This is a genomic window from Haloarcula rubripromontorii (assembly GCF_001280425.1).
In the GTDB taxonomy this organism is placed as follows: Archaea; Halobacteriota; Halobacteria; order Halobacteriales; family Haloarculaceae; genus Haloarcula; species Haloarcula rubripromontorii.
In genome coordinates this window covers 328452-343402 of sequence record NZ_LIUF01000002.1, presented here as the reverse complement: position 1 = coordinate 343402, position 14951 = coordinate 328452, and the positions used below count along the sequence as shown (strand labels likewise).

14 protein-coding genes are annotated in these 14951 nt (G+C 63.6%); 7 read left to right on the top strand and 7 right to left on the bottom strand.

All coding sequences use genetic code 11. From position 1 onward, the window contains the following. Positions 1 to 63: 63 nt before the first annotated feature. The gene (locus AMS69_RS07020) at positions 64 to 1197 is read right to left on the bottom strand and encodes a serine hydrolase domain-containing protein (RefSeq protein WP_053967362.1); all 1134 of its coding nucleotides are present in this window, start codon (positions 1195 to 1197) and stop codon (positions 64 to 66) included. A 150-nt stretch (positions 1198 to 1347) separates the two neighbouring features. Between AMS69_RS07020 and AMS69_RS07015 the strand changes: the two genes are divergently transcribed. After that, a complete protein-coding gene (locus AMS69_RS07015) occupies positions 1348 to 2118 on the top strand; it encodes an IclR family transcriptional regulator (RefSeq protein ID WP_053967849.1) in 771 nt (256 codons plus the stop codon). 55 nt (positions 2119 to 2173) lie between these two features. Here the strand turns inward: AMS69_RS07015 and AMS69_RS07010 are convergent, their stop codons facing one another. Further along, positions 2174 to 3337 carry an acyl-CoA dehydrogenase family protein gene (locus AMS69_RS07010; RefSeq protein WP_053967361.1) on the bottom strand — a complete coding sequence of 388 codons (1164 nt, stop codon included), beginning with the start codon at positions 3335 to 3337 and terminating at the stop codon, positions 2174 to 2176. Positions 3338 to 3419: 82 nt separating this feature from the next. Between AMS69_RS07010 and AMS69_RS07005 the strand changes: the two genes are divergently transcribed. Next, positions 3420 to 4889 (top strand): aldehyde dehydrogenase family protein, encoded by a 1470-nt coding sequence (locus AMS69_RS07005; protein ID WP_053967360.1) that lies wholly within the window; start codon positions 3420 to 3422, stop codon positions 4887 to 4889. Between the two features lie 49 nt (positions 4890 to 4938). Here the strand turns inward: AMS69_RS07005 and AMS69_RS07000 are convergent, their stop codons facing one another. Together AMS69_RS07000 and AMS69_RS06995 are read right to left on the bottom strand one after the other, a co-directional pair. Continuing rightward, on the bottom strand, positions 4939 to 6000 hold the full coding sequence (locus AMS69_RS07000; protein ID WP_053967359.1) for a zinc-dependent alcohol dehydrogenase family protein: 1062 nt from the start codon (positions 5998 to 6000) through the stop codon (positions 4939 to 4941). A 146-nt stretch (positions 6001 to 6146) separates the two neighbouring features. Beyond that, on the bottom strand, positions 6147 to 7802 hold the full coding sequence (locus tag AMS69_RS06995) for a long-chain-fatty-acid--CoA ligase (protein ID WP_053967358.1): 1656 nt from the start codon (positions 7800 to 7802) through the stop codon (positions 6147 to 6149). Positions 7803 to 7972: 170 nt separating this feature from the next. On the opposite strand from AMS69_RS06995, the gene AMS69_RS06990 reads away from it, so the two are divergent. After that, positions 7973 to 8767 (top strand): enoyl-CoA hydratase/isomerase family protein, encoded by a 795-nt coding sequence (locus AMS69_RS06990; RefSeq protein WP_053967357.1) that lies wholly within the window; start codon positions 7973 to 7975, stop codon positions 8765 to 8767. Between the two features lie 43 nt (positions 8768 to 8810). Beyond that, positions 8811 to 9881, top strand: coding sequence for a phosphotransferase family protein (locus AMS69_RS06985; RefSeq protein ID WP_053967356.1), 1071 nt, complete (start codon positions 8811 to 8813; stop codon positions 9879 to 9881). 140 nt (positions 9882 to 10021) lie between these two features. Here AMS69_RS06985 and AMS69_RS06980 read toward each other — a convergent pair whose 3' ends face one another. Beyond that, entirely contained in the window at positions 10022 to 11239 is a 1218-nt protein-coding gene (locus tag AMS69_RS06980) for an acyl-CoA dehydrogenase family protein (protein ID WP_053967355.1), read from the bottom strand. 168 nt (positions 11240 to 11407) lie between these two features. On the opposite strand from AMS69_RS06980, the gene AMS69_RS06975 reads away from it, so the two are divergent. Beyond that, positions 11408 to 12103, top strand: a complete 696-nt coding sequence (locus tag AMS69_RS06975; RefSeq protein WP_053967354.1) for an HAD family hydrolase — start codon at positions 11408 to 11410, stop codon at positions 12101 to 12103. A 40-nt stretch (positions 12104 to 12143) separates the two neighbouring features. Here AMS69_RS06975 and AMS69_RS06970 read toward each other — a convergent pair whose 3' ends face one another. Next, positions 12144 to 12953: an SDR family NAD(P)-dependent oxidoreductase gene (locus AMS69_RS06970; protein ID WP_053967353.1), complete on the bottom strand. Its 810-nt coding sequence runs from the start codon at positions 12951 to 12953 to the stop codon at positions 12144 to 12146. A 276-nt stretch (positions 12954 to 13229) separates the two neighbouring features. Between AMS69_RS06970 and AMS69_RS06965 the strand changes: the two genes are divergently transcribed. After that, entirely contained in the window at positions 13230 to 13673 is a 444-nt protein-coding gene (locus AMS69_RS06965; RefSeq protein WP_053967352.1) for a MaoC/PaaZ C-terminal domain-containing protein, read from the top strand. A 19-nt stretch (positions 13674 to 13692) separates the two neighbouring features. Here AMS69_RS06965 and AMS69_RS21050 read toward each other — a convergent pair whose 3' ends face one another. Further along, the gene (locus AMS69_RS21050) at positions 13693 to 13929 is read right to left on the bottom strand and encodes an acyl-CoA dehydrogenase family protein (RefSeq protein ID WP_053967351.1); all 237 of its coding nucleotides are present in this window, start codon (positions 13927 to 13929) and stop codon (positions 13693 to 13695) included. A gap of 520 nt (positions 13930 to 14449) precedes the next feature. Here AMS69_RS21050 and AMS69_RS06955 point away from each other — a divergent pair. Next, positions 14450 to 14785, top strand: a complete 336-nt coding sequence (locus AMS69_RS06955; protein WP_053967350.1) for a hypothetical protein — start codon at positions 14450 to 14452, stop codon at positions 14783 to 14785. The last annotated feature ends 166 nt before the right edge of the window (positions 14786 to 14951 follow it).

Sequence of the window (14951 nt, the reverse complement as noted above, 5' to 3'; positions counted from 1 at the left end):
CGGGACACGAATCTCGTTCCAGACGGTCAGAAGACGCCTGCGACGATACGTGGGACGCTGCCGTCAGTCCTGTAACAACAGTCGGACGGCGTCGGAAAGCTGGCCGACGCGGGCGGCGTGTTCGAAGGACTCCTCGCGGATACCGTTCGTGACGAGCGCGAACCCGACGTTCAGTTCGGGGTCGCCCCAGCCGAACGAACTGCCGAGGCCGGCGTGGCCGAACATGCGCTCTTTGCTGGCGGCCCCGAACATGTCGGCGGCCAGCCCGCCGGTCCAGACGCCGAGTCCGTAGCGAGCCGGACGCGATAGCGTGCCGTCGGACTCGGTTTCGGCGTGGGTCGTGGTCGCTTCGTGGACGGTCGCTTCGGTCAGCAGTTCCGTCCCGTCCAGCGACCCGCCGTTTGCGAGACAGGCGTAGAACCGAGCCATATCTCGGGCAGTGCCGATGCCGTTGGCTGCGGGAATCACCGCCCGATGCATCGCCGCCTGATTGAACGCCGCGGCGTACTCTGCGGCAGGGTCTTCGAGGCCTTCTTCGACGTCGTGACACCGCTCGAACGCCTCGTGGCCGGTCAGGGTCGCCACGTCGTCGGGTTCGTCGTCCGGCAGACCGATACCCGTATCGTCCATCCCGAGCGGCTCGAACACGTTCTCCGCGACGTATGCTTCGACCGACTGGCCGCTACAGCGGCGGATGAGTTCGCCGACCAGCCAGCCGTAGTTGATGGCGTGATACGCCGGTGTCGTTCCGGGCTCGAACACGGGGTCGATATCTTCCATTGCTGCCACGACGGCGTCCCAGTCGCCCCACTGCCCGACCTGGTCGTCGAACTCGCCGAAGGGGATACCGGCGGTGTGGCTGAGCACCTGCCGGACTGTGATCGATGCTTTCTGTGTGCCGTCGTCGGCGAATTCCGGCCAGTGTTCGATAACCCGGTCGTCGTAGTCGAGCTTGCCCTGTTCGACGAGCTGGTGCAGGCCGACGCCAGCAAACGGCTTCGTACAGGAAAACAGAAGATGGCGTGTCTCGGGCGTCGTTTCGTCGCCGTCGGGACCCGTAGAGCCGCCAGCGAAATCGACGACCAAGTCGCCGTCGACGTACACCGTCAGCTGTGCGCCGTGGTGGAGTCCGACATCGAGCTGTCGCTCGAACTGGGCCCGGAGCTGTTCGATATCGTCTGCGCTAAGCCGTGGCATGGTCTGTGTTGATTCCGGGCGCATACTACAAGTTAGGTTCGGTTCGACAGCGGAATCGAACGGCGGACAGCTACTCGTTGCATTCGAGCTGTCGGACCCTTATGATCGATTATGCGAAACGTTGATATCACTGAGTGGTCACGAGCCTGTATGCTCGGGAACAGGAACGGCACGTCCGAGGTGTCGACGACCCGGACGTCGTTCGAGATTCTGGCGCTGATTCGGGACGCGGGAGGCGCGACAATCGCAGACATCCGGGCAGAGACGGATCTGGCCAAGAGTACGGTGTATCGACACCTCAGGACGCTGCACGACATGAACTATCTCGTCGAGGAAGGCGGGGAATACCGGCTTTCGTTGCGGTTTCTGCAACTCAGCGAACCGCCGCGGATACGGCGACCGGGCTATCTCGTCGCCAAGCAGAAAGTCATCGAGCTGGCGATAGAAACCGACGAGCGGTCGCTGTTTCTGGTCGAGGAGGGGTTCGAGGGCGTGTATCTGCACCGGGCCGGCGGCCGGAATCCGCTCCAGAGCGACACGATGATCGGCAAACGCAGGCCACTGCACGCACTTGCCGCGGGGAAAGCCATTCTCGCGGAGTGGCCCGACGAACGCATCGATGCGTTCGTCGAAACCGCGGGCCTCGACGGACTGACGGCGAACACGATTACCGACCGGGACGCACTGGTCGAGGAACTCGAACAGGTCCGCGAGCAGGGCTATGCGACCAACATGGCCGAACACATGGAGGGGCTGCGGGCGGCGGGCGTGCCGGTGTACAACCACGAGGACGACCTCATCGGCGCGTTGAGCGTCTTCGGCCCGAGCGGCCGGGTGAGCCGGGACGACATCGAATCGGCGTACCCCGACCTGCTGGAACGGAAAGCCAGCGAACTGAAGATAGACCTCACGTACGATTGAGAAGTGCAGATTCGCGTGGGCGTCGTCCCGTAGTCCGGAATGTGTCGGACGGACCCTACTCGAAGGCCGGGATGCCGGTCAGGTCGTGGCCGATGATGAGCGAGTGGATGTCGTGCGTTCCCTCGTAGGTGTAGACGGTTTCGAGGTTCGTCAGGTGCCGCATGGGGGAGTAATCAGCCGTGATGCCGTTGCCGCCGAGCATCTCGCGGGCCACCCGCGACTGCTCACGGGCCATCCGGGCGTTGTTTCGTTTTGCCATCGACACCTGTTCCGGGCGGAGGTCCCCGCGTTCTTTCAGGTCGGCGAGCCGGTGGGCGAGCAACTGGCCCAGCGATATCTGGGTCGCCATCTCCGCGAGCTTCTCCTGCTGGAGCTGGTAGCCGGCGATCGGTTTCCCGAACTGCTCGCGGTCGGTGGCGTACTCGTGGGCGGTCTCGAAACAGTCCATCGCGGCCCCGACCGTGCCCCAGGCGATGCCGTAGCGGGCCTGCGTGAGACAGGACAGCGGCCCTTTCATCCCCTCGACACCCGGCAGAACGTTCTCCTCGGGGACGCGGGCGTTCTGCAGGCTGATCTCGCCGGTAATCGATGCCCGAAGGGAGAGCTTCTCGTCGATCTTGTTCGTCGTCACGCCGTCGCGGTCCGTCTCGACGAGGAAGCCCCGCACGGGGTCGCCGTCGGCGGACGTGACCTTCGCCCAGACCACTGCGAGGTCGCTGATGGGCGCGTTCGTGATCCACGTCTTCGAGCCGTTCAGGACGTAGCCGTCAGCGTCGCGCTCGGCCGTCGTCTCCATCGCCGACGGATTCGACCCGTGTTCGGGCTCTGTCAAACCGAAACAGCCCACCCGCTCGCCGCTGCCGAGTGCCGGCAGCCATTCCTCTTTCTGGGCATCGCTGCCGTAGGCGTGAATGGGGTACATGACGAGGGCACCCTGCACGCTGGCCATCGAGCGCAGGCCGCTGTCGCCAGCCTCCAGTTCCTGCAGGAGGAGGCCGTACGCCGTCTCGCTGAGTCCCGGCAGGCCGTACCCATCGAGGTTCGGGGCGTAGAACCCGAGGTCGCCCATCTCGGTGATGAGGTCCGTCGGGAACGTCCCGTCGATCCAGTGTTGCCCGACGTCCGGCTTGACTTCGTTCTCGACGAACTCCCGGGCCGTATCACGGACCATCCGCTCTTCCTCGCCGAGGTCGTCTTCGAGACCGAGGTAATCGATCATACAGGATCTGTGGCCGGGGTTCAATTAAGCGTTTGCCCGCTGCCAAAGGGATAAAAGTCCGTGGCGCTGTCGACACTATGGAATGTCACAACCAGATAGCCAGACGGCGTGGAGCCAACTGTACATCGACGGTGAGTGGCGCGACGCCGAAGCATCTGAGACGATTCCGGTGACTAACCCCGCGACAGGCGAGAAACTCGCGGCGGTACCCGCCGGGACGGTGGGGGATATCAACGATGCCTATCAGGCCGCCGACGCGGCCCAGTCCGACTGGGCGGCGCTGTCGCGCGAGGAGCGCAACGAGTACGTCCAGTCGATGATCGGGGTGATGCAGGACCGACTCGACGAAATCGTCGAACTACTTGCGACGGAGTCAGGCAGTGTTCAGGCCAAAGCAACTGCCGAGGCCAACTTCGCCATGGCGGATTTCCAGAGCGCACTGGAGATGGTCCCGCCGGAAGAGGAGGTCCGTGATTCGATGTATCACGAGGACAAAGACCATCACATCGTCCGCGAGCCCGCCGGCGTCGTCGGGATTATCTCCCCGTGGAACTTCCCGCTCCATCTCACGACGCGGGCGCTCGGCCCAGCGCTCGCGCTGGGGAACACCGTCGTTATCAAGCCCGCGACGGATACGCCGATAACCGGCGGACTCCTGCTGGCCGACATCGCCGAGGAGGCTGGCCTCCCGGACGGCGTCGTCAACGTCGTCACGGGCCACGGCTCCGACATCGGCGACCGAATGGCCGGCCATCCGACCGCCCGCGTGATGTCGTTCACCGGGTCGACGGCAGTCGGCAGGTCCGTGGCCAGTCAGGCCGGGGATGCGCTTGCCCTCCCGGCGCTTGAACTCGGTGGCAACGGACCGTTCGTCGTCACCGAGGACGCCGACATCGAGGCGGCCGCCAAGGCCGGCTCCGTCGGCGCGTTCGGCCATCAGGGACAGGTGTGTATCTCGATCAACCGCCACCTCGTCCATGAGGCCGTCTACGACGAGTACGTCGAGAAGCTCGTCGAGCACGCGGAGTCGCTGACTATCGGGAACCCACTCGACGAAGACGTGGAGTTCGGCCCGATCATCAACGAGAGTCAGGTCGAACAGCTCACCTCGTTCATCGAGCAGACCGTCGACGCCGGCGCGACGCTTGAGACGGGCGGCGAGGTGGAGGATCTATTCCTCGAACCGACCGTCCTCTCGGAGTGTACCAACGACATGTCCGCGGCGTGCAACGAACACTTCGGCCCCGTCGCTCCGGTCATCCCGTTCGAGTCCGACGAGGAAGCCGTCGAACTCGCCAACGACACCGAGTACGGCCTCGCCGCGGGCGTGTACAGCGGTGATATCGAACACGGCCGGACCATCGCCGACCAGATCGACGCCGGGATGGTCCATGTCAACGACCACCCGATTCAGGACGAACCCAACGCCCCGTTCGGCGGGATGAAAAACTCCGGCCTCGGCCGGTACAACGGCGAGTGGATCATGGACGAACTGACCGAGACCAAGTGGATATCCGTCCAGCACGAAGAGCGCGACTACCAGCTGCTCTGAGCTGTCCGCACATCTCAGGAATCCCCGACGGTGTCAGCTCCATACTGCCTCAGAACTCGTCGATGACGGGGATACCGACCGTCTCGTACTCGCTCATCGAGGCAAGCGTGTTCGGCACGTCATCGAGGGCGAGCGTCTCCCCGACGATCTTCGAGGGGTCGAGCGTCCCGGCGTCGATGAGCCGGAACAGTTCGTCGTAGCGGATCGGCGGCATCCCGTAGGAGCCGTGGAAATCGATCTCCTGTAGGGTCATCGTGTCCACCGGCAGGGAGATATCTCCGGCCTCCTCGTCGGTGGTAAGGCCGACTTGGACATGGGTCCCCTGCTTGCCCAGCGACTGCACGGCGTTGCGACACGTCTCGGCGATACCCAGCGCGTCGAGTGCCACGTCGGCCCCGCCGTCCGTGACAGCATGGACCTCGCCGGGGACGTTGTCCGTCTCGGCGGCGTTGATGGTCGCCGCCGCACCGAGCGCCCGCGCCCGGTCGAGTTTGCCCTCCTGTACGTCGACCGCAATCGGTTCGGCCCCCAGCGCATCGGCGATGTGGACCGCCGACAGTCCAACGCCGCCACAGCCGTGAATCGCGACGGCGTCGCCCGGCCTGAGGTCCGCCCGGTCGGTCAGCGCGTGGTACGCCGTCATGAACCGACAGCCGAGGCCGGCCATCTCGGTGAAGTCGACGGCGTCCGGTAGTGTGACGCAGTTAAAATCTGCCTCGCGGACGGGAAACGCCTCGGCGAACGCTCCCGGTGCGGCGTCGAGGAAGCCAAGCGGCATCGATGTCTCGCAGATGTTCGCGTGCCCGCGCTGGCAGTACTGACACGACCCGTCGCCGAGGTGAAACGGGACCGTGACGCGGTCTCCTTCGGAGAACTGTTCGACATCCGCGCCCACGTCGGCGACGACACCGGCCGGCTCGTGACCCAGAATCTGTCCGGGACCGGTCTGGATGCCGAACCACTCCCAGTCCCCCTGCCAAGCGTGCCAGTCACTCCGGCAGACGCCGCAGGCCTCGGTCTCGATGACGACCTGATCCGGCTGGGGCTCCGGATAGGGCACGTCCTGAATCGTAAGCGGTTCGCCGTGCTCCTCAATGACAGCGGCTCGCATACGACAATAGTCATAGAGCTATCATAAATACCTATCTGCGACTGGACTTGGCGTGGCTGGCTCAGTGACAGCGGCTGTACGGTATCGGGAACGCCGCCGTCGGAACGGTGGCTGACGGCCGGAAAGCGCTGCCACGTTTCGGCTGCTTACGTCGCCGGGGCGTTCTCGGCGACAGTTTCGATGATCGACTCGTCGACGTACTCGTCACGGAGCGTCTGCTTGGAGAACTTACCGGTCGCACCCTTGGGGATCTCGTCGACCAGACGGATAGCGTCGGGGACCCACCACGACGGGTACGACTCGGCGACGAGGTCTTTGATCTCCCGGCGCAACGCGGCTTCGTCGGATACAGCATCGCGTGTGACGACGAACGCGGCGGGACGCTCGTCCCACCGCTCGTGGGGGACCGGGACAACTGCGGCTTCGACGACCTCGTCGTGACCCATAACAGCGTTTTCGACCTCGACGCTCGCTATCCACTCGCCGCCGCTCTTGACCAGGTCGTCCATCCGGTCGACCACGTCGACGTACCCCTCCGGACTCACCCGCACGATGTCACCGGTCTTGAACCAACCGTCGTCGGTGACGGCCTGTTCGGTCGCGTCGGGAGCGTTGTAGTACTCCTGTGTGACCCACGGGCCGCGCATCCAGAGTTCGCCCAGCGACTCGCCGTCCCAGGGCACTTCCTCGCCGTCAGTGTTGACGACTTTGAACTCCAGCCCGGCAATCGGCAGGCCCGCGGAGTGGCTCCGCAGGTCGAACAGTTCCTCTTCCGGCAGGTCCGTCATTCCGGGCTTGGGCTCGTAGGCGTGGGTGACCGGCGACGTTTCGGTCATGCCGTAGCCGGAGATGAGGTCCACATCGAACTCCTGCTTGTAGTCTTCCATCAGGGACCGCGGCGTCGCGGACCCGCCACTGGTGAAGTACCGAACCGAGGAGAAGTCCACGTCGGACTCCCGGGCGTACTCAAGCAGGTCCATGAAGACGGTCGGGACCGCTGCGGAGACGGTCACGTCCTCTTCCTCGATCAGCTTCGCCAGGTCCTCGGCTGACGGGTTCGGTCCGGGGAGGACCGTCTTGGCTCCGGCGGCGATGGTCGTGAACGGGCGACACCAGCCGCTGACGTGGAACATCGGAACGTACGTCAGCTCTACGTCGTCGGTCTTGATACCGGCCTGGCTAGTCATCAGCGACATGACCTGTGTCCAGTACATTTTCTGGGTGTACTCGACACCTTTCGGCTTCCCTGTTGTCCCGGACGTGTAGCACATCCCCGCGGGCTGGTCCTCGGGCAGTTGCGGGAAGGAGTAGTCGGGGTCGCCGTCGGCGATGAACGATTCGTAGTCGACGACCGGCTCCAGCGACGTTTCGGGGACGGTGTCGCCCATCACGATGTACTGCTCCACAGAGGCGAACGCCTCCTCGTCGTACGCCGCTTCGAGCTTCTCCAGCATGACGGGGTCGACGATGAGCATCTCGTCCTCGGCGTCGGCCACGATGTGCTGGATGTGCTCGTCGGGCAGGAGGAGGTTGATCATGTGGACCTGTGCGCCCATGCAGGCGACGCCGTAGTAGGCCTCCTGATGCCAGTGGTTGTTCCAGGCGAACGTCCCGACTCTGTCCCCGCGTTCGATACCTGCCTGTTCGAGGGCAGAGGCGAGCTTCCGTACGCGTTCGGCGTACTCCGCTATCGTGTATCGGTGAATCCCCTGATGCGTCCGCGAAACGATTTCGCTGTCGGGGAACACGTTCTCGCCACGCCACAGGAACGACCGGAGGTTGAGTGGTGCACCACCTGGCATACTCCGTGTCAACACACACCGATATGTTAAAACTAGTCCTGTGAGTGCGGCGGCTGTTGGTGCGACAAGTTCAGTGCGTAGCTAGTGTTCGGTGAAACTATAAACCAGCGGTAAATTTATACCAGAACCCTGTGAAGTGGCCCCATGCAGCTACGACAGAGGAATATCCGATGAGCGAGTCCGTACTGCTCTCCATCGACGACGGCATCGCCACGCTGACGCTGAACGAACCGGAGACGCGGAACGCACTCACACAGCCCGTATACGACGCGCTGGAGCGCCACCTCGATACCATCGAGACGGCGTCCGATGTCCGGTGTGTCGTCATCGAGGGGACCGGCAAGTCGTTCTCGGCCGGCGGCGACATCGAGGGGATGAGCGAGCGGCTCACGAACGATGACCCGACCGACGACGCCGTCAGCGAACTGGCCCGCCGGACCCGGGACACCATCGCCAGAGTCGTTGCACTGCCGGTTCCGACCGTCGCGAAGGTCGACGGGTCGGCCGTCGGGGCCGGCGCGAACCTCGCTATCGCCTGTGATATCCAGCTGGCGAGCGAGTCGGCCAGTATCGGCTTCGTGTTCCGGCAGGTCGGCCTCAGCGTCGACGCCGGCACGTCGTATCTGCTCCCACGAATCGTCGGGACCAACGTCGCGAAAGAACTCGTGTTCACCGGCGAGATTCTCGACGCAGAGCGAGCCACGGAGCTGGGTCTGTTCAATCACGTCTACGACGCCGAGGCGTTCGAGTCCGAGGTCGAGGCGACTGTCAGCCGCATTGCCAATGGACCAACCGTTGCCCTCCGGCACTCGAAACGGCTGCTTCAGGACGGGCTGGAGAAGTCCTTCGGCCGCGCACAGCGCGACGAAGCGACGGCTCAGGGCATCGTCTTCGAGACCGCCGACCACGAGGAGGGGGTCGAGGCGTTTCTGACCGACCGCCGGCCGGAGTTCGTTGGACGGTGACACGACCCGCAGTTTTTCATGACACGCACCTCAATCAGCAATCATGACTGAACACAGCAGCGACTACTACCAGCGACTGGTCGACGAACGTGCGCTTGAAGAATTTCTCACAAGGGAGATAGGCCCAGCCGAGACGTTCGACGTTGTGCGCCACGAGCAGGGCCACTCCAACGAGACGCTGTTTGTCACCTGGGGCGACCGAGAGCTGGTCGTCAGGCGGCCGCCGCCGGGCCAGACCGCCGAGACGGCCCACGACGTGTTGCGGGAGTATCGCGTCATCGACGCGCTGCAGGACACAGCCGTCCCGGTCCCGCCGACGGTGGCGGCCTGTGACGATCAGTCCGTCATCGGTAGCGATTTCTACATCATGGCCCGCGTCGAAGGGACCGTCATCCGAGACGAAGAGCCGGCGCGCTTCGCGAACGACGACGCCCGGGCGGCAGTCGGGACCGAACTGGTGGACACTCTCGCGGCTATCCACGAGGTCGATCCGTCAGCTGTCGGCCTGTCCGACCTCGGCCGCGCAGGCGGGTATGCGAAGCGTCAGGTCACGCGCTGGGGGAAACAACTGGCGTGGGCGTTCGAACGGACGGCCGAGTCCCGGACCGTCCCCGAACTAGAGCGGGTCGGCTCGTGGTTACAGGACGAGTGTCCCGACGACCACCCGGAGACACTGGTGCACGGCGATTACAAGCTCGACAACGTGATGTTTGATCCCGGTTCCGACCCGGACCTCGCCGCCGTCTTCGACTGGGAGATGGCGACGCTGGGCGACCCGCGGGCCGACCTCGGCTGGCTACTCTCGTACTGGCGCGACGCCAAGGACCCCGAGCCGGAGATACCCGACCTCGCGATGGAGTTCATCGAAGCGCCGGGCTATCTGACCCGGCAAGACCTGGTCGACCGCTGGGAAGCCCAGACGGGCCTGACGTTCGAACACGAGCGGTTCTACCGGACGCTGGCCGTGTACAAGCTCGCCGCTCTCGGCGAGATGTTCTACCGCCGCTATCTGGAGGGCAACGCCGACGACCCCTTCTATCCACTGATGGAGAACCGCGTCCCGGCGCTGGCTGACCGCGCGATTCGGATTATCGAGGGCGACGAACCGCTCTAACAGAGACGGGAGACTCGACGGGGATCGTAACGTCGTGGCGGCGCGGGGCTGGCACTCGCCCTCGCCTGTGACCTCTGGATTGGGACGACCGACTTGGAGTTCGAGGGGGAATATCGACCGTTGCTGTTGACGGCCCTGTCTTACTCGCGGTAGCGCCGCACCGGTTGCAGTTCCTCGCTGTCCACGTCCTCGAAGGCCTCCCGGGCGATGGTCCGGAGGTGGACCTCATCGGCCCCGTCGACGATGCGGAACGTCCTGACCAGTTCATAGAAGTCCGCAAGCGGGAGGTCCCGGCCGATGCCGTTGCCGCCACAGAACTGGACGGCGGTGTCGATGGCGTCCTGCGTCGCCCGGGCGGCGAACACCTTGCTCATCGACACCTCGACACGGGCTTCATTGCCGGCGGCGATGGCGTCCGCGGCGGCCCGGACCAGCGCCCGTGCGGCCTGAATCTGTGTCTCCTGCTCGGCGATTTCAAACCGGACGTGCTGTTTGTCGGCCACGGAGTCGCCGAAGGCCTGCCGTTCGGTAGTGTAGGCTTTGGCGATGGACAGCGCCCGTTCGGCCATCCCCGAGAACCGCATACAGTGGGTGAGCCGCGCCGGGCCGAGCCGTTGCTGGACGTGCTGGAAGCCGTTACCTTCCTCGCCGAGCAGGTGCTCCTCGGGGACGCGAACGCCGTTGAACTCGATCTCGGCGTGGCCCTTCGGGTCGCCCTGGCTGCCCATATGCGGGACGTTTCGAACGATGTCCACGCCGTCGGCGTCCGCCGGGACGATGAACACTGAACACCCCTGATACGGATGTACGTCCTCGTCCGTCCGAGCGAAGACGAGCAGGATATCGGCGTCGACGCCGCCGGTCGTCCACCACTTGTGGCCGTCGATGACCCACTCGTCGCCGTCTTTCTCTGCGGTGGTTCGAATCATCTTCGGGTCGGAGCCTGCGCCCTGCATCGGCTCAGTCATCGCAAAGCCCGACTGTATCTCGCCCTCGACGAGTGGGTCGAGGTACTCCGATTTCTGGAGCGCCGTCCCCTGCATCTCCAGCAGGTGCATATTGCCTTCGTCGGGCGCGTCAACACGCATCGCAATCGGACCAAGGAGGCTTCGGCCCGCTTCCTCGAACGTCGGCAACACGTCCCGGAAGTCATAGCCCATGCCGCCGTGTGCTTCGGAAATTTGCGGGGCGTACACGTCGTACTCCCGTGCGGCAGCGCGGAGGTCGCGAACTGTTGCGTCGGAGATCGTCGTCCCACCCGCGAGTTCGCGCTCTCGCGGGATGACGACCTCGTCCATCAACGCTCTGGCGCGCTCGGCAAGCGCAGTCGCGGCCTCGGAATCGGTGAACGATATCATGGCACAGTGTCGTTCTCGCACGTCGTCATCATAAGTGTTGGAGCACAGCGAACGCGTGGTCGGTCGTTTATTTCACAGCGCGGGGCCCCGGCACGCCCACCGCGACACAGCCACGGGCCTCTGGGCGTCGGCGGTAGTTTCATACCCGGGCCAGTCCAAGCCGCTGCCGTGAACGAGAGGCCAGACATTGAGGCCGTCTTCTGGGATATCGGGGGCGTCATCCTTCGGATGGAATCCGTCCGGGCGGCCCACCGCGAGTTTGTTGACCGCCTGTGTGCGGAGTACCCGGCAGCTGCGGGGTCCGACGCGGCCCTCGACCGATGGCGGGATGTCCTCGGAACGTACTTCGGCGACCGCGAGGGCACAGCGTTCCGACCGGCCCGCGAAGGCTACCGGCGGGCAGTCGACGAAATTCTGGCCGTAGACCCCGACGAAACCGAGTGGGAATCGCTGTTCCGGAGAATCCGCGACGAACGGGCCGAGCCCAACCCCGACGCCGTCGCGGCCATCGAGGAGCTGGCAGACGCGCCGCTCCATCAGGGCGTCATCAGCGATGTGGACGACGACGAGGGTGAGCAACTGTTGCGTACCTTCGGCGTCTGGGACGCGATGGATTCGTACACCGCTTCGGAGGCCGTCGGGCGGACCAAACCGGACCCGGCGATGTTCGAAACGGCGCTCGGAAAGGCTGAGGTCGAACCGGCACGGGCCGTGATGATCGGTGACCGCTACGAGCACGACATGCACGGCGGAACACAGGCCGGGCTGTTGACGGTCGCTTACGGGGCCGAGGATGGACCCGCCGTGGATATCGCGTTCGACGACCTCCGCGAGTTGCCGGGCTGGCTCGGCGTCTCGGAGTGACGCCGCAACTCTGACCGCCGTTACTGGGACTCCCCGATACTCAGATGTCGGGCGTCTCTTCGAGCCGTGGGACGCCAGCGGCGGTGATCGTCTGACCGACGATGTACGATGACGCCGGACTGGCGAGGAACAGCGCGATGTCGGCGATTTCTTCGGAGAGGCCGATGCGGCGCTCGACGGCCTCGCGGTCGATATTGTCGGCGCTGACACCCATCTGTGACTCCACGCCTGGCGTGGCGACGAAGCCCGGCGCGATGCAGTTGATGCGGATGTCGCGGTCGGCCCACTCCGCCGACAGCGTCGATGTGAGATTGCTGACGCCGGCCTTTGCGGCCCCGTAGTGACTCATATACGGTGCGCCCTGTTCCCCGGCGACGCTGGAGAGGTTGATGACCGCCCCGCCGCCGTCCGCGGCCAGCGCGTCGCCGGCCGCCTGCGTGCAGTGGTAGGTCCCGTGGAGGTTGATGTCGACGATGGTTTTCCAGCCGTTCTCGCTGATATCGTCGAACCCGGACATGAAGCTCGCGCCAGCGTTGTTCACGAGTACGTCCAGCCCACCGAACTCGTCGACGGTCGCCTCCACCAGCGCCTCGACGGCCTCGCGGTCTGTTACATCGCATTCGATAGCGACCGCGTCACCGGGCCGGTCGCTGTCGTTGATTTCGTCGGCCACCGGGCCGACGTTGTCCTGCTCGCGCGAGCAGACAACCACGTCGGCCCCGTCAGCCGCGAACTCCTCCGCGATTGCCCGGCCGATGCCGCTCGATGCACCCGTAATAATCGCCCGCTGTCCCTCCAAGCGAAACCGCTCCGTGTGTGGCTTTGACATCGCATCGGACATCTCGGCCATCCCCAATAAAGCTACGTCCTGAGTGCTCTCTGCCGGGTTCCGTTGAATATCGTTGAACAGTCAGAGCGGACGGCTGGTGCCGCGTTTCCCTGTGGCAGCGTCGTGAGTAACTGACGACCCCCGATAGGATTAACACCGGTGCGAGACACGGAGGCATGTGTATGTCCAGCAATAGCAACAGACTAGGGTCCCGGGGCCAGCGGGTCCCAGCGGGGCAGTGGCATCTCGACCAGAAACTGGAGCGGCGTTTCACAGCCGCTTGTGAGGGCTGGTAAGATGGCCGGCGAGTTCGACACAGTCGACGTTGGCGATAGCGTTACCACGTCGGGCCGGACCATCACCGAAGCCGACGTGGTCAACTTTGCGGGTGTCAGCGGGGATTTCAATCACCTCCACACGAACGCCGAGCGGATGGCCGACTCGGGCTACGGCGAACGCATCGCACACGGTGCGCTGGTGTTTTCAGTCGTCACTGGGCTGGTATGGCAGGCCCGCGACGAGGCCGAAAAGCGACACATGGTCGCGTTCTACGGCATCGACCGGCTTCGGTTCGTCAGGCCAGTGCTTCTGGGGGATACGATTCACGTCGAGGCCGAGATCGTCGACACGGAGCGGCGAGACCACACGGTTGCGACGGGCGTCGTCCGGACCGAAGTCACCGCGCTGAATCAGGCCGACGAAGCTGTGTTCTCGGCAGAGTTCCTCACGCTTCGACGGTAGACTGCGCAGTCTCCCAGCATCAACGGTCCCACAGCACGCGGTCGGTGATGAGGTCGTACTGTGCCGCCTGCTCCACCAATTCTGCTGGATAGCGTTTCTCCCTGTCACAGTCCGCTCCGTGAGGTTTGATCTCGTTGTCGCCGAATTCCTGCACTGCTTCTCGGACTGCCGTCTGCGAGCAGACCGTTCTGTGATGTGGCGTTCCGTATACTGGAATAATTCCCGCAGTACGCCATAGGTGGACGCTCACGACCATTCCGTTCGGTTTCGTGAGACGCAGGCTCAAAAGGATAATACCCGTACTTTTGTTATCCGGTCCAAGCAGTATGGGTGACAGTTAGCCCGGTTGAGCAGCCAGACTGGGCCGCTCAGTCGCTATCCCGTTGAACTGAGCCCTGTCGTGTCGCGCTCGATTCCGCGTGTCTGTTGGCATCACAGCGAAGCTATCGGTATCGTTCTGTTTACTGAAACAGCCAGACCGTGGGCGACGCCCCTGACACAGGACAGACAGCTGTAGAAACGCATAGATGATAGTAAATATCGTCTTATATATCCATATAGCTATTTTTGACCTTGAAAAAAGATGTGTAAGATCATACAATATAGTATATCGTATTGTATAGGGAATTAAATTGCTATACGGCGTATTTCTGATTCTACTATTCCCAATATATAAACACATAGTGAAAGTGGATTTGCGGAGAAACAGACGAAAGATACACACGTTGTTCGGGATACAGAAACGTATTTCTATAAGTGTGCACATATCTGGTCCTATGGGAGACGAAGAAGACCTCGAAGACGAAACAGTGTCCGTATCGATGGAGATATCGGGAAATTACGACGAAGTCATGTCGAAACTGGCAACAGAGGACGATGGGTCGACGTCGCTCGTCTCACTGCTCGACGACCTCGAACAGTTGCTTGACACAGTGGTCCGAATGGACGGCGGGACACGCAGTGCGATTGCTCAGCAACTGCCCGAGGACATGACCGTCTCCTTCGATGCACAAGCGGTCGTCGATACGCTCCAAGTGCTCGAACGCTACGACCTCGTTGTCCTCGAAGGCAACACCTGGAAGCCAGGCCCGAAACTCACGACCGAGGACTAAGCACCACTGCGTCGCATCCGCCGCCCCGACTTGTCCCACACCGGAGCGAGTGTGGTTACGAACCAACGTTCGGCCGGTAGCAAGCGGCTAGTTCGTCATAAACGGCCAGTAATGGCCAAATCCAACGGCTGTAACACCTGCCGGGGCATCAGTTGCAGTGTGCAAC

Excerpts from the sequence above, each read along its gene's own strand:
- AMS69_RS07020 (WP_053967362.1), bottom strand. The coding sequence starts at position 1,197 with ATGCCACGGCTTAGCGCAGACGATATCGAACAGCTCCGGGCCCAGTTC.
- AMS69_RS07015 (WP_053967849.1), top strand. The coding sequence starts at position 1,348 with ATGCTCGGGAACAGGAACGGCACGTCCGAGGTGTCGACGACCCGGACG.
- AMS69_RS07010 (WP_053967361.1), bottom strand. The coding sequence starts at position 3,337 with ATGATCGATTACCTCGGTCTCGAAGACGACCTCGGCGAGGAAGAGCGG.
- AMS69_RS07005 (WP_053967360.1), top strand. The coding sequence starts at position 3,420 with ATGTCACAACCAGATAGCCAGACGGCGTGGAGCCAACTGTACATCGAC.
- AMS69_RS07000 (WP_053967359.1), bottom strand. The coding sequence starts at position 6,000 with ATGCGAGCCGCTGTCATTGAGGAGCACGGCGAACCGCTTACGATTCAG.
- AMS69_RS06995 (WP_053967358.1), bottom strand. The coding sequence starts at position 7,802 with ATGCCAGGTGGTGCACCACTCAACCTCCGGTCGTTCCTGTGGCGTGGC.
- AMS69_RS06990 (WP_053967357.1), top strand. The coding sequence starts at position 7,973 with ATGAGCGAGTCCGTACTGCTCTCCATCGACGACGGCATCGCCACGCTG.
- AMS69_RS06985 (WP_053967356.1), top strand. The coding sequence starts at position 8,811 with ATGACTGAACACAGCAGCGACTACTACCAGCGACTGGTCGACGAACGT.
- AMS69_RS06980 (WP_053967355.1), bottom strand. The coding sequence starts at position 11,239 with ATGATATCGTTCACCGATTCCGAGGCCGCGACTGCGCTTGCCGAGCGC.
- AMS69_RS06970 (WP_053967353.1), bottom strand. The coding sequence starts at position 12,953 with ATGGCCGAGATGTCCGATGCGATGTCAAAGCCACACACGGAGCGGTTT.
- AMS69_RS06965 (WP_053967352.1), top strand. The coding sequence starts at position 13,230 with ATGGCCGGCGAGTTCGACACAGTCGACGTTGGCGATAGCGTTACCACG.
- AMS69_RS21050 (WP_053967351.1), bottom strand. The coding sequence starts at position 13,929 with ATGGTCGTGAGCGTCCACCTATGGCGTACTGCGGGAATTATTCCAGTA.
- AMS69_RS06955 (WP_053967350.1), top strand. The coding sequence starts at position 14,450 with ATGGGAGACGAAGAAGACCTCGAAGACGAAACAGTGTCCGTATCGATG.